Genomic DNA, 14,431 nt, shown 5'->3' on the forward strand with positions numbered 1-14,431 from the left:
CATGCCGGGCGCACAAAAAGAGCACATATTATATACGATAATATGTGCTCTTCTTTTATTCGCGGAGGGATGTTCCAGATTCTTCCTCCTTGCAAAATAATAAGCTGAGGTTATTCAACGTATAAAGTCTAGCAGTAAAAATGAATAAATCGCTGTAGTTGTTTTCAACGTACTCTTCAATGATCCCCATCCCTTTCCTGAATCTATCAACTAATAAATGCGTGTAGTTTTCATCCCAGGTAAACCGATTAATACGTTTAAGTTCATCTGCCAAAACTTGAAACTTAAACTCCTCAACAAGAAGCTTCAATTGATACAATTTATCTCTATTTAAACAAAAGCAATTATTTTCATTTTCATGATTTTCCCGGACGAATGTAATGAAACCATTTATATTATCAGCCAGCATATTCGCTATTTGCATCTCGAAGTTCATTTCTAACATCTCCTCAATGTCTAAAATCTATATGAAGAGTGTATGATTTGAAATGATATTTTAACACCAACAATTATTCTTAGAGTAGATTTCCTTATTTCGCCTATGCATTTCGTACTATGATAGAGTTTATACACAAAAAAATTGCCCCCTTTCCTTCCAAGGGGACAATCTCACTTTTTCGTTATCACATCGAATCCAGAACTAAAGAGATAAGCAGGCCGGCTGCGGTGAATATCCCCGTGATCGCTCCTCCGTCTTCATATGCTTCAGGCATCATCGTTGAGGCAATCATGGCGATGATTCCGCCGCCTGCAAATGCTGCCATCGCTGCCAGGACATAGTCCGGGGCATGATCGAGGAATAGATAGCCCGACATCGAGGATAGTGCCGAAATGACCAGGACGGAAAACCACAGCAGCATGATCTTCTTCTTCGAATAATCACTTTTGAGCAGACCAGTTGTACTTGAGAGCCCCTCCGGAATATTACTGATGAAAATGGCAATGACCAATAACCAGCTTACCGAGCCACCGCTTATTAAGCTTGCGCCAATCATGATCGACTCCGGTATGGCATCCATCACCGTCCCGATGAAAATGGCTAGGCCCGCTTCCTTCGAAGAGTTATTATTGGACCGTTTCCTTTTATCCGCACCTTTTTTGGAAATAAGAAAATCCAAGGCGGTAAATACGGCGGCCCCTGTTATGAATCCTATTGCAGTCGGCCAGATTCCTCCATCACTCACCGAATCAGCAAGCAGCTCATATGCCGCTGCACCAATCAATACACCTGTACCAAAAGCCATAATATAGCCAATGATGTTTTTCTTTATCGGAATGAAGATGGCGGCTAGTGCGCCAAGCAGGACAGCAGAACCCGAAACCCCTCCCCAAAAGACCGCATTCCACATAGAATTCCCCCATTTCCTGTTTATAGGATAGTGTACCCTGGTAGATGTTGGGGTAAACAAGGGGCTGCTTTTTGCAAATTCCAGCAAAAAAAAAGCAGTTATATTCGCTGCCATGGTAGTTGTGTATAGAATAGTAGAGTCGCTATGATTATCCTAGCCTTCGCTGCCTTATATGACTGATATTTGCGGTTTTCCTTCTTCTCTTTCACTAACCTTTTCAATTTTATCGACAAACATTTGGAAAACCTTTCTCTTTTCTTCCAGCTCTTTTATTGATTCTTTCAATTCGTTCAATTTTTGTTCAAAAGGTTTATGATAGAGCTCACGGATGTTTCGAATAATTTCATCATTTATAGTGGATTGTACAACTTGTTTGGTAATATTGAATTTATAGGAATAAACCTGAAGATCACGCTTAACTTCTTCATACTCTTTTTCTATCCCATTTAACACATCACTGATTTCTTCATTCCATTCTACTAAAGCCTTTTTCACATGTTCCTCCACCTTTATTCCCCCTCTTTAACTAACAAAAAATCCATCTCCATAAAAACTTATTTTATCAAAAGTTCATTTCGGTTTCTTTTCGGCTAAGTTACTTAACATATTAGTTTCATTAAAAACAGATAACAGCGAGTTACGAAACACTTTTGAAAAATCACATAGAATGAAACATGGCAACTATAACCTATGGAGGTGTTCAGACTGATTCATATAGTTAAACCAGGTGAAACACTGACACAGATTTCCAGGGACTACCGGAAACCGCTATCGGCAATCATCACCGCTAACCCGACCATAAATCCAAATGTCATTTATCCTGGTCAACCCATCATGATCCCTGGTTTTCCCCCTCCTGATACCATTCCATTTCAGATCGATGTGTCCGTTAACAATCGTAAGCTGAAGCTGCTAAAAAATGGCGTACTGCAAAAACAATATCCGATTGCTGTTGGAAGAATGCTTTTCGGTACACCAGTAGGACAATTCATCATCATTAATAAAGAACCAAACCCCGGAGGCCCATTCGGTACAATGTGGATGAGTTTATCAAAAGAACACTATGGCATTCATGGAACGAATGATCCCAGCTCGATCGGTAAAGCCGTCTCAAAAGGCTGTATTCGCATGCATAATCGGGACGTGGAGGAATTATCAAGAATCGTTCCAATCGGGACGCCGGTTACGATTCATCCTTAATGTGTGCGGGGAAACCTGGACACTTTTTTTCAGTCAAAAAAAGGCAGGGATCTCCCCTGCCATTTCTATCAATTCATATTTATCGGCCAATAATAAAACACTAGTGTTACCATGATGATCATGACGCCGCTGATCATTAAATAGGTTGGGTATCTGCGGGTGATGTTCATTTCTTTTTGCTCGTCTATTTCAATCGGGGTTTGAAGGATATTGGCTTGAAACTCCCTTTCTTCAATGGTGATCGTTCCATACTTGGAGCCAATGATAAGTGCGCCTATGCTTAAGATTAAACCTATGATGACAGGATTGAAGTAAACGGGAAGGCTTATTCCGAACATACCGAGGCTTTCTCCGAGAATCACTCCAAAGAAGCCGAATACGATGCTCCAAAAGGCTCCTTCTTTCGTTACCTTCTTTGAAAATACGCTTGATATGGCAATCGGTCCCCATGATGCAGCAAATAATGTTGCTGCAAAGTAGCCGATCCACATGACGGCAGGCGGCTGGAACAATCCAATCAATAGAATGATCAAGCTGATCACGACCATGGAAATGCGGCTGGCCCGCAATAGATGGTGATCTGTGTATTCCTTTTTCCGTGTTTGTTCCATTATATCCCTTGTTATGCTGCTTCCTATTATTTGCAGGAAGCTCGAACAGGAGGATAATGCCGCAGCCATGATGCCACTAACAATGATGACTCCAAGCCATGTCGGGACGATATTCATCGCTGCCCAAATGAATACCTTTTCCGTCGGTGCGATATCCGCTTTAATGGTGGTGATTGTCGATATGCTGATATGGAGGAACAAATAGACGGTCAAAATGGATATGGTTGCCCAAACGCCGGCCCGGATGGCTACGTGTTCATTTCTTGCCATCAAGTATCGGCTGCTTTGCCACGGACTCACTGCAATGACAATGCCCCAGACCAGGCCCATGATGACTGCCCAGGCCAATGCTTCCCAAGGAGTTCCCATCGTTGCGGCAGGTCCGGTAATGCCATGCCAGCTTAATAAATCAGGCCGTTCAGCCAGGTTTGCCGCTTTAGTAATGGCATCAGGGAAACCGCCTGCGGATTTGATAATATAAGGAAAGCTCAGATACGTTGCGATCGAGAATAAAAAGAACATCACGGTATCATTCACCATGACCCCCTTCGCCCCTGAGAGAATGGTAAAGGATGAATATACGACCCACATGATCACCAGGGCCATTGGATAGGAAACACCGGAAACCTCGGCCAATAAAACCGCTGCTCCCTGTGTAACGGCAACTAAGTATGCTGCGATTCCGAGAATCGTCGTGATGGCAGCTGCCAGACGGACCTTCTTCGAATGAAAGCGATTACCAAAAAATTCAGGAACCGTCAATGATTTGCTTCTTCTTAAATACCTGCCAAACAGGAACACCCCGAAAATATAGCCGCTAGCATTAAAAATAACGAGGATAAGCAGCAGGATCGGATACCCTTCATAGGAAAATCCCGCCTCTCCCATGAAGGATACCGTACTTAGGAAAGAGGCAACAAGCGTACCTGTTATCATCAATGTGTTTCCGCTCCGTCCAGAAACATAATACTCCTCTGAGCTTTTCACTTTCCTGAATAAGAAAATGCCGATCGAGACATACACACAAAAGGATACGATAATACCAAACAGAAAGGCCACTTACATCCCCACCTTTTCAATCGGATCTTTTGCTTTTATTTCTTCTTGATTCTTTTTCATTTTCACTAGGAACACCTTCGTGATCCACCCCATGACAATTAAGGAACCCCCATAACTTAAAGAGAAAATCAATTCGCCCATTTCTTGCCCCCCCTTATCAAAATAGAAATAATCAATAATGAAATATGCAATATCCATACCAAGTTTTTGAATATTCAGATTTTAAAAGAGGTTAATTTTATTTATCGTCATGATAGCTAAATTGGTATTTGCCTAGTTTGCGCATGATCGTCGTTTGGCTGACCTCCAGGGCTTTGGCCATTTTTCGGGTTGATTTATAGGTGGAAAGGGCCTGTGACAATAATTGCCTTTCCGTTTCCTCTAACGCTTTCTTCAAGGGAATGATTCCTGTTAAATTGACTAGCGCCGTATCTTTGTAGGTTAAATCAGAAGGCAAATCCTCTATCGTTACGATAGGTTTTCTAGCCGTCACGACAATTTGTTCAATTACATTTTCCAATTCGCGAACATTACCCGGGTAATCCTGCAGCTGCAGAATTAACTTCGAATGATCATCGATCGTGATTGATTGACCGTATTTTTCATTGAATTTCTTCAGAAAATAATCGGTTAATAATAGAATATCTTCCTTTCGCTCACGCAGCTGCGGTATTTCCATTGGAACCACATGCAACCGATAATATAGATCTTCGCGAAACTGATTATTCTTGATCATTTGTTTCAAGTCTTTATTCGTAGCCGAGATAATGCGAATATTCACCTTTCTCTCCTTCGTTCCTCCCACCTTCATGAATGTTCTGTCTTGGACCAGATGCAGGATTTTCACTTGAATGTCTAGTGGCATTTCCCCAATTTCATCAAGAAAAAGTGTACCGCCATCCGCCATCTCAACAAGCCCTTGTTTTCCGTGCTTATTGGCTCCCGTGAATGCACCGCTTTCGTAGCCAAACAGCTCGGACTCAATTAAAGCTGATGGAATCGCGCCGCAATTCACTTGAATGAATTTCTTATCCTTTCTACTGCTGAGATCATGAATGACCCTTGCTATAACCCCTTTCCCGACTCCGGTTTCACCATGGATGAAGATCGATGAATCCATGGGTGCGACTTTTTCAGCCAATTCCAAAACCTTTAGCATCTTATCGGAATTTGTAATGAAGTTATTGAACGAAACGGTTCTCGAATTCTCATGCTTGGTCCGCTGATTCCTAAGGTTCACTCTGTTCAATTTACTCTTCATCTCAACCAATTCCGTAATATCCCTGGAATTCGAAACAATTCTATATAAATTCCCCTCCTCATCAAAAATCGGCTTCGCGGTGCAGAATACAGTCAACCCATGCGGATAGGTTTGCTCCGCTGAATGAATCGCTTTCGTTTTCATCGTTTTTAGTGTAACCGAATTGTTGATCAGTCCCTTTTCAACTAACTCTCTAATGTTCTTATTAATAAAGGCTTCCGGCGGCAGCCCTGTAAGCTTCTTACATGCTTCACTCACGAATAACGTGTTCCCGTTGGCATCCGTCACGAAAATTTCATCATAACTGGAATCCAGGATTTGTGTCAGCTCTTTGACCTTCTTTCTTGTCACCTCCAGCTCTTCATGCAGTGATTCATTTAAACTTATTAAGCTCTTAATCTTCTTTTTAAGCAGCATTTCCCTGACTTCAGTGATCGGATAGCATCTATATTGGTTATCATTATGTTGAATCACAAAATCATAGGTGCTCAGATCCTCTTTACTTAGCCTATCTAAATTCTCTACAACGACAAATGATGTATTAAGATAAGCCGTGATTTCCTGATTTTGACCACCGCTATCCAATCTCTTCAAAAAGAAACCTTCCTCTAAAATGCCGAGGATCTCCAGGTGATTTTTCATGACAATAAAGGGAGAGGAATTAATTTTCAGTAAGGATTTTACATCCAAAATAGAAATATCGGAAAATACAATTAGTGATTCTTTTTTAAATTCAGTATCCACACAATCACCCCATTTTTTGATTTCGAACCGATTTTGTTACACTTTTTGGTGCGGCAAAGAAATAAGCGCCCCTCTCATAAGCAACGAATGTCCATCTATCAACCAATCGAATGCCGAACCTATTATGAATCACCACTTTTCAAAAAAGGTTCAGTTATCTATATATAAAATACTCGATTCATGGCCCATACCCTCCTTATAAAAGTAAAAAAACGATGATGAACCCAAATTCCCTGAACGGCATGGTTATTGCATATTGAACCTATATAGGGATAGGTAGAGGGCGATTGGTGCCCTCTATACTCTCATTCTATCTAAAATTAGGGAGTGGTCATGACCATGGCTCAATTCAAGAATCTGTTTACCCAGTTAACGATCGGTTCTACTGAATTAAAAAACCGGATCTTAAGTACAGCACATCAAACAAATCATGTAACGGACGGAATCCCCACTTCGGATATGGTCGCCTATCATGAAGCCCGTGCTAAAGGTGGCGTCGGATTGATCATCCTTGAAGCGGCATCCGTACATCCATCCGGCATGCTTACGTCCAAAACGATCGCAGGATATGACCAAAGAATCGTCGATGCCTACAAAGAGATTTCCGAAACGCTCCATAAGTATGGAACGAAGGTTTTCTCGCAGCTATTTCATGGCGGAAGGGAAGTCGTATCGAGCGACTACCGGAATGCGGCATGGGCACCATCCGCCGTTCCCAGCCTTCGCTTCGGTGTCATGCCAAAGCCAATGAGTTTAGAAGATATTGAAGGAGTGATTGAAGGGTTTGCCCATTCAGCACAGCTGGCAAAGGAAGGCGGACTCGATGGAGTCGAAATTTGCTGTTCACACGGATATCTTCCTGCCCAGTTTTGGTCGGAGCATACAAATAAACGCAACGATCTCTATGGCGGATCATTCGAAAATCGGATGCGATTCATCGTGGAAATTTTGGAGAAAGTATGGGAAAGAGTCGGGGAAGACTTTACCGTCGGCATTCGAATGAGCTCAGATGAACTGACGATGGATGGGACCACGATGAAGGATTCCGTGCAAATCGTCGAATATCTCGCGGAAAAAGTCCGATTGGATTTCATCAACGTCACTGCCGGAGATTCAAGCACCTTTGAGGGATCAACACATATTGTGCCGCCATCACCGATGAAGCACGCATACCTATCTCCACATGGATTCAAAATCAGGATGGCAGGAGCCGTTCCGGTCTTTGTCGGCAATCGAATCGTCGACCCCGTTGAAGCGGAACAAATCGTATCAACCGGAAAAGCCGATGTCGTGGGAATGACCAGGGCCTTGATCGTCGACCCAGACATGCCCAACAAAGCAAAAAACGGCGACCTGCAAGCAATCGATGCATGCATAGGCTGTTTACAAGCCTGTATCGGCCACTATCATAAAGGACTGCCAATTGGCTGTGTCCAAAACCCAACAACAGGTAAAGAAGCATGGATATTACCAGAATTAAAGAAAACGAGAAACAAACAGAATGTCCTGGTCATCGGCGCCGGACCCGGAGGATTACAGGCAGCCATAACAGCGGACTCATTAGGTCATTCCGTTACACTGATCGATCAAAGTCCATCAATTGGCGGCCTGCTCCGCACCATGCGCAAAGCACCCATGCGTCATGAACTGGCAGAATCGATGCTCGATAACTATTCCCGGAAATTAATGAGAAGCAAGATACATTTAAAATTAGGAAGAAGCGCCACTGTTCAAGAAGTATCCGAATCGAAACCGGACGCCATCATCTGTGCAACAGGCTCACGGCCCTATATACCAGCCATCGAAGGAATCGATGACCCACGGATCATCATGAGTGATGACCTCTTCAGCTCAACTAAAAAAGTTGGGGATAACGTACTCGTATTCGACTTTGGCGGCGACTGGCCCGGCATGGAAGCAGCGATATATCTAGCCGAAAAAAGACACCAAGTAAAACTCATAACATCACGACTGCACATTGGCGAAACCGTTCACCAATATCTCAGGAATGAATACCTAAAAAAACTATACAACCTAAACGTCACACTCCTTCCCCACTACGATATCGGGGCAATCAAAGAAGATACTGTCATCATCCGGAACCTATTCACCCAACAAAAAGAAGAACTAATCAACTGGGACTCCATCGTCCTCTCCCTTGGCCGTATTCCCAACACAGAACTATTCGAAGAAATGAAAGGCCATGCGCCGACTGTGAAACAAATAGGAGATTGCCTTGGACCACGTACGATTGAGGAAGCGACGCATGAAGGGATGATGAGTGCTATTAGTTTATAGAGGGAAAGAGACATTCCTTGGGGGGATGTCTCTTTTTTGTTCTTTTATTTAGCCTCGCGCTCATAGTGATAATGAAGTCTATATTCACAAATATCCTTAGTCATATTAAACAAAATCCTCTGATTATCTGGTTTGACATCAAAGTTCAGATAAAATATCATCTCGTAAGATATTAACCCTTTAGAGCTGGCACTCCACTTAGACATAGGCATCGTCGCAATCAACTTACTGACCCCATCTTTATCGTAATTCCATAGCTTTTTTGAGGATTTGTCAGCAAAGTCGATTTGTTTTTCACTTCTAAATAGTTATTAATTCTTAGAGTTGTTCATAATATTCTTGGATTTTCTTGGACATTAAAATGCGCCTTTCTTCTAAAAATTCTTCGTATTGATTAGCATTCATATGAAAAAGAGATAAAGGAACGCAATTACTTTTTAAATTAGCCAGTAACTCATTTTCATCGATAATTCCACCATAGTTCGTATTTTTGGTACAGCATTGTTCCTCTATCTCTTTCATGTACACTTCAGGTGCTTTATCTCTTATAGCGATATTAATTTCTTGTTGGATATAAACATAGTTAGCTACTTGATTATATTGACTACGATTAGTAAAGCCATTTTTTTGAAGATGTTTTTTTGGGAATATATGATGTATATCTCCTCTTTCTTCAATTAAATGCCGTACTTCTATAGCTTTAGATAAAAAAGCTCGATCATTATTCTTAATTTGCGCCATTAAATACAACTGAAAGAATGGACTACTTGAAACTGATGTGTTAAGACGAGAGACTAAAATATTAGACCAGAAAGCCTCTGATAACTCACCTTCTTCTGTGTGCTTAACAAATTGTTTTGGGTCCTGTGCTTGATCAAAGCGTCTTATATCAAATTCAAACATAGACTCAGCTGACCCAGAGTATCGGCCTGTTAATATAGATAAAACTATCCATCTACGAACTATACTTTCGATTTCTGCATTTTCAATATTTTTCTGTCTTAGTAATAAATATAGGATATATCCAAAATTGAGCACATTTTGCGAACGAATTAAACTTTTATGTATAATACCTGTTGACTTTACTATCATTAGATAACGTTTAAAATTCGTTTCAGTTACGAACGCGAGGACGCCCTCTTCTAAACGCTTAAATGAAGCTTCTGCTATATCTTCTTTATATTCTCTAGTTTCAAAATCTCTTCCCGATAATAAACTAACTAAATTAGAAAGTTTACCTCTTAAAAATTTAAAGGTAAATGCTACCCTTAAAAGATCATTATATTCTGGTTTATATAAGGATTCTGTATGGTTTTTTATCCATTTAAGCCTTTGAAAATAATCTGTTTCTGCGAATTCCCTATCGTTTTGTACAATTGAATCATAATCTGCAGGATGCGTAGCCAAATGACAGAAGTAATCTATCATTTTACGGATATGAATTCCATTATACTCTTCATTGACCGCAATCTTTGACATTACAAAATCTGCTTGGCTTAATACAACACCTTGAGAGTTAATTCGAATAAATATTTCTGTCACTGTTTCGATATCTAATTCATGGGATAATTCGATGATTCCTAAGCTACTATAACGAATTCTTGTCAATCGATCGATAACATTACCTATCTTATTTACATCAACATCTGGATTCTGCTCACTGTATCCCCGAACAAAGTCAAAGAACTGAAAATTTGGTTGAAAAAATAATGAAATATCTGGAATCCAAACAGGATTTTTTCGAATAGCTGAGTTTGAGACCTCGAAGCGTTCATCTAATGGATGAAAAGCAATTTGAATTCGCTTTTTTTTAAAATCGGTTCCTACTACTTGATGACCCAATAATGACGCTGTTAAGGCCGTGATTCGCTGTTGACCATCAATTAAAATCTTTTTACCATGGGATGTGGTACCATCTTTCAAATTTGTATCAGGATTTTTCCATGTAATAAGATATCCAACAGGAAAACCTTGATATAAGGAATCCATCAAATCACGTACTTTGGAGGCATTCCAGACAAACGGTCGTTGAATTTCAGGAATTGCGATTTCACCAGCGTTTACCCAACTAAGAACTGTTTCTACAGTACTGTTATTTACAACATATTTTGTCGACATAGAATGAAAACTCCTCTTTTGTTTTGTGAATCATTAAACTCTCATCTAAAATAGCTAATTATTCCCTTTTTGGATGATACCCTTTTAGTCATCATCAAAACTAAAATGAACATTTTTAAATTGCTCATTACCATAACTTACTCTTCCTCATTAATTATGAAGAATAATGCGTTTTCAATATTTCTGGCCTTCCTCTACAGAAGCCATTCAAAAAATCTATATATATGAATAATTCTAACATTAACTTGCTCAAGAAAAACAATCACTTTTTCAAGAGCCTTAGTGCCTTTCAATCTTACTGTTCTATTCTGATTGTTCCCTTTCTGTTTCTTTTAATTATACATACTATAATGATATGATTACCTATAGCAAACCTATAGGAGGATAACATGAAAAAGCAAGTTAAAGTCGTTGCAGCCATCATTGAAAATGAAAAAGATGAAATACTATGTGCGTTACGCTCTCCAGATATGAGCATCCCGAATATGTGGGAATTCCCAGGTGGAAAAGTAGAAAAAGGCGAAGATATTTTTACTGCTTTAAAAAGAGAGATTGATGAAGAATTACAATGCAAGGTTGAAACAGAGACTTCAGTCTTTAATGATAATACGCATGAATATGAAGCCTTCATCATTAACCTACTGTCTTTAAAATGTAGAATCATTGGAGGTACCCCAACAGCCAATGAGCATTCTAAACTTATATGGTTAAAGCGAGAAAATTTAAGTTCCCTAAAATGGGCTCCTGCCGACATTCCAGCTGTGGAACAATTAATAAATGAAAAAAATAGTCTTCTCAAATGAGAAGACTATACTCTTTTAGTGAACTCTGTATATAAACTCGCCGGGACTTCATTCTCTAATTCCATAGTAACGGTAATTGGCTTTTCTCCTTCATATTCCACGGTGTTACCCTTCCCGATATAAATATAAGGTTCTGTCTTTCCATCTATTTCTTTATACTTTCTAATAAATAAATGTAAATGTATCCCTCTATCCTGGTTGAATACAATATTCTTTCCTCTCTCAGAACTTGGGGCTGTACTATTTGGAGTCTGCCATTGAAAAATACGCTCGTTTATAAATTCATCGTGGTAATTAATGCTCTCTTTAATATCTTCTTCCTTGTGCAAATCAATAAATAAGAAATAGTCATTTCCATTCGAAGGTAAACCCGAACCCCTAAAAGCACTATGGCTTTTGCGATAGTTTGATAGTAATGCAGCATCACCCATTTGATATTGTTCATAAAGCTTCAAATGTGGCACACCATAGTAGTCTTCTTTAAATTCCTTTTCATATCTAAAGATTCCATAAATAATAAGATCTTCGATATACGTTCTATATTCTTCATTCTGTAGAACCTTTTGATAAGAAGATGTCTTAGTTAAATGACCATTTTCAAGAGCAAATAATTTTAAGTTCCTCTTTTTCTGACCAGGATCATAAAAATCCTGATTTAGACACTGTAAGGCATGCAATATGCTATCTTCATCTACCTCTTTAACTAACTTTAATATCTCTTGTGTTGCGGTTTCTAAAGAAATCTCATTATGGTCCAATAGATATTTAGCAATAGCAAATTCATACACTCGCTTTAAAGGTAACTTACTCGATAATTCCCTTAATACTCCTTCAAAAGCTTCGTCTAGTAATAGCCTTTTCAAGGAATCTTCTTTTTCTACCTTAGCTACAAATTGCAAATATGTTTTATCGCGATTAATAAACTTAATCGGATCCGGAGCTCCTTTAAATTTCATATAATCCATTAATAATAAAGGAATTTTACCTTGATTCATTTTCTTGAATTCAAAATACTCTTCCTTCAAATACTTCAAAGAATTAAAGTTTTCCTTATCAATCTGCGCTAAAATCCGTTCTTCAGAGATTTTATCCATTTGAATATGCGTACAACCTGGAATATTTGCAAAGCCAGTCGCAATAGCAACCTTTAAGCTTTCTTTATCATAATAACGGCTTCCATTTAATGCGATGGCAATTAAGAACGTTTTACTATGATTCCCTATAAAATCAAGTACCGTTAGGAAACTCTTGTCTTTATGTTTACGAAGTCCTCGTCCTAGCTGTTGAATAAAAACAATCGGAGAATTAGTAGGTCTTAACATTAAAACGGTATTTACAGAAGGAATATCGACACCCTCATTAAAAATATCTACGGTGAAAATAAATTCTAAATTATCATGGTCATCTTCTAGCTTATTTATATAATGTGATCTCAGCTCGACTGAGTCATTCCCAGATAAACAAATACTTTGAATACCTCTACTATTAAATTCTTGTGCCATATATTGTGCATGTTCAACGGTTACGCAAAACCCTAGCCCTTTTCTTTTGTCCCCATCATGGCCATAGAAATTCATATTCTTAATAATAAAGTCGACTCTTTCGTTAACCTTTAATCTCTTCGTTATTTCCGCTACATCGTCAATATCTACATCACTTAAATCAATTCCCTCAATGTCGGTAATACCAAAATAATGAAAGGGAATAACCAGTTCATCTTCTAAAGCCTCATGTAAACGAACTTCCAAGGCAACATTATTATCAAATAGGTCAAAAACATTTTGTTGATCGCTTCTCTCTGGAGTAGCTGTCATCCCTAATGTGAACTGTGGATTGAAATATTCTAGCACTGCTAGATAACTAGGGCTTGTTGCATGGTGGGCCTCGTCAAAAATAATATAATCAAATTCGTCTCGTTTAAATTCTTCGTAGCATTTAGACACCGTTTGAATGGTAGAAAAAATATAATCAGCATTTTTTTGCTTTTGATTCCCTGTCAGTAATCCAAATGTCAGTTTTTCATTAGGAAGGAGCTTTTCAAAGGTCTCTTTTGCCTTTTTTAATATTTCTTCTCTATGTACAATGAACAGTAATCTTTTAGGCTTGAATCCCTTTACATCAAAAGCAGACATATATGTTTTGCCCGTCCCTGTTGCTGCTATAACTAAGGCCTTCTTTTCCCCAAACGATCTAATCCTCTCAAGGTTTTCAACCGCACGTTTTTGCATGTTATTAGGAATGATATATTCAGAGCTTTCATAAATAAATTGACTCGTATTTGTATAGCCCTTTAATTTACTCAAAAACTCTTCATACTTACTAATGAAATTGTCATCCGCTATGACGCTACTATTCCATAATCCATCATATTCCTTTAATACATCCTTAAGAAATTGAGCATCCTCTTTAGCAATAATCTCAACATTCCACTCAATATTACTCTTAAGGGCACTTTGAGTAATATTAGAAGAACCAATAATCACCTTATAACTATCCTTAAATTCAAAAATATACGCTTTCGTATGAAAACCAATCGCCTTATCTGTTTCAAAAATCTTCAAATGGATATTATTAAACTCATTTATTTTCTTTAAAGCCTTCGCTTCAGTAAAATTCAGATAAGTAGAAGTAATAATCTTCCCCTTTCCCCCCCTTTTTTCCGCTTCCTTGAAAGTATCCAACAACAGCTGAAGGCCACTAAAATTAATAAAAGCGACACTGAAATAAAACCTTTCACACTCATTTATTGAAGAGATTAATTCATTTAATAAATTACCCTTGTCTGAATTGACAATTAGTTTTTTCTCGATGTCCATAGCTAGCTCCTGACTGTGGTTATATATATATAAATTTTAGATTTATTAAATTTAAAGTTATGTAACAAACAAAATAAATGCATAGATAACGATAGCATAGAACTTTCCATAAAAAAACAGCTAACAAGGTCAGCGGCTTTATCAATCATTCCAAATCCCATTTATCCTTCTT

At 38.8% G+C, this 14,431-nt stretch carries 11 protein-coding genes; 3 read left to right on the plus strand and 8 right to left on the minus strand.

Annotated elements, in window-relative coordinates; genetic code table 11:
* Positions 1-55: 55 nt before the first annotated feature.
* The 3 genes from J7J00_RS19095 to J7J00_RS19105 form a co-directional block, all read right to left on the minus strand.
* Positions 56-436 carry a hypothetical protein gene (locus J7J00_RS19095; RefSeq protein ID WP_214793547.1) on the minus strand — a complete coding sequence of 127 codons (381 nt, stop codon included), beginning with the start codon at positions 434-436 and terminating at the stop codon, positions 56-58.
* Between the two features lie 187 nt (positions 437-623).
* Positions 624-1,349, minus strand: a complete 726-nt coding sequence (locus tag J7J00_RS19100) for a ZIP family metal transporter (RefSeq protein ID WP_214793550.1) — start codon at positions 1,347-1,349, stop codon at positions 624-626.
* A gap of 168 nt (positions 1,350-1,517) precedes the next feature.
* A complete protein-coding gene (locus tag J7J00_RS19105) occupies positions 1,518-1,856 on the minus strand; it encodes a hypothetical protein (RefSeq protein ID WP_057276953.1) in 339 nt (112 codons plus the stop codon).
* A gap of 198 nt (positions 1,857-2,054) precedes the next feature.
* Here J7J00_RS19105 and J7J00_RS19110 point away from each other — a divergent pair, with 198 nt between their 5' ends.
* Entirely contained in the window at positions 2,055-2,549 is a 495-nt protein-coding gene (locus J7J00_RS19110; protein WP_214793601.1) for a L,D-transpeptidase family protein, read from the plus strand.
* A 68-nt stretch (positions 2,550-2,617) separates the two neighbouring features.
* Here J7J00_RS19110 and J7J00_RS19115 read toward each other — a convergent pair whose 3' ends face one another.
* The 3 genes from J7J00_RS19115 to J7J00_RS19125 form a co-directional block, all read right to left on the minus strand.
* On the minus strand, positions 2,618-4,219 hold the full coding sequence (locus J7J00_RS19115) for a sodium:solute symporter family protein (protein WP_214793553.1): 1,602 nt from the start codon (positions 4,217-4,219) through the stop codon (positions 2,618-2,620).
* Positions 4,220-4,360: a hypothetical protein gene (locus tag J7J00_RS19120; protein ID WP_214793556.1), complete on the minus strand. Its 141-nt coding sequence runs from the start codon at positions 4,358-4,360 to the stop codon at positions 4,220-4,222. It lies immediately after the preceding gene.
* A gap of 97 nt (positions 4,361-4,457) precedes the next feature.
* A complete protein-coding gene (locus J7J00_RS19125; RefSeq protein ID WP_214793559.1) occupies positions 4,458-6,224 on the minus strand; it encodes a sigma-54 interaction domain-containing protein in 1,767 nt (588 codons plus the stop codon).
* Positions 6,225-6,563: 339 nt separating this feature from the next.
* Between J7J00_RS19125 and J7J00_RS19130 the strand changes: the two genes are divergently transcribed.
* Positions 6,564-8,522 (plus strand): oxidoreductase, encoded by a 1,959-nt coding sequence (locus J7J00_RS19130; protein ID WP_214793562.1) that lies wholly within the window; start codon positions 6,564-6,566, stop codon positions 8,520-8,522.
* 318 nt (positions 8,523-8,840) lie between these two features.
* Here the strand turns inward: J7J00_RS19130 and J7J00_RS19135 are convergent, their stop codons facing one another.
* Entirely contained in the window at positions 8,841-10,640 is a 1,800-nt protein-coding gene (locus J7J00_RS19135) for a DUF262 domain-containing protein (RefSeq protein ID WP_214793565.1), read from the minus strand.
* Between the two features lie 389 nt (positions 10,641-11,029).
* Between J7J00_RS19135 and J7J00_RS19140 the strand changes: the two genes are divergently transcribed.
* Positions 11,030-11,443 carry a (deoxy)nucleoside triphosphate pyrophosphohydrolase gene (locus J7J00_RS19140; protein ID WP_214793568.1) on the plus strand — a complete coding sequence of 138 codons (414 nt, stop codon included), beginning with the start codon at positions 11,030-11,032 and terminating at the stop codon, positions 11,441-11,443.
* Positions 11,444-11,448: 5 nt separating this feature from the next.
* Here J7J00_RS19140 and J7J00_RS19145 read toward each other — a convergent pair whose 3' ends face one another.
* Complete coding sequence (locus tag J7J00_RS19145) at positions 11,449-14,259, minus strand: DEAD/DEAH box helicase (protein ID WP_214793571.1); 2,811 nt, start codon at positions 14,257-14,259, stop codon at positions 11,449-11,451.
* Positions 14,260-14,431 lie beyond the last annotated feature (172 nt).

The sequence above is a fragment of the Bacillus sp. ISL-4 genome, assembly GCF_018613275.1.
Taxonomy (GTDB): Bacteria; Bacillota; Bacilli; order Bacillales; family DSM-1321; genus Peribacillus; species Peribacillus simplex_E.

Coding starts and splice junctions, on each gene's coding strand:
- J7J00_RS19130 (WP_214793562.1), top strand. CDS start 6,564: ATGGCTCAATTCAAGAATCTGTTTACCCAGTTAACGATCGGTTCTACT.
- J7J00_RS19100 (WP_214793550.1), bottom strand. CDS start 1,349: ATGTGGAATGCGGTCTTTTGGGGAGGGGTTTCGGGTTCTGCTGTCCTG.
- J7J00_RS19120 (WP_214793556.1), bottom strand. CDS start 4,360: ATGGGCGAATTGATTTTCTCTTTAAGTTATGGGGGTTCCTTAATTGTC.
- J7J00_RS19095 (WP_214793547.1), bottom strand. CDS start 436: ATGAACTTCGAGATGCAAATAGCGAATATGCTGGCTGATAATATAAAT.
- J7J00_RS19135 (WP_214793565.1), bottom strand. CDS start 10,640: ATGTCGACAAAATATGTTGTAAATAACAGTACTGTAGAAACAGTTCTT.
- J7J00_RS19145 (WP_214793571.1), bottom strand. CDS start 14,259: ATGGACATCGAGAAAAAACTAATTGTCAATTCAGACAAGGGTAATTTA.
- J7J00_RS19140 (WP_214793568.1), top strand. CDS start 11,030: ATGAAAAAGCAAGTTAAAGTCGTTGCAGCCATCATTGAAAATGAAAAA.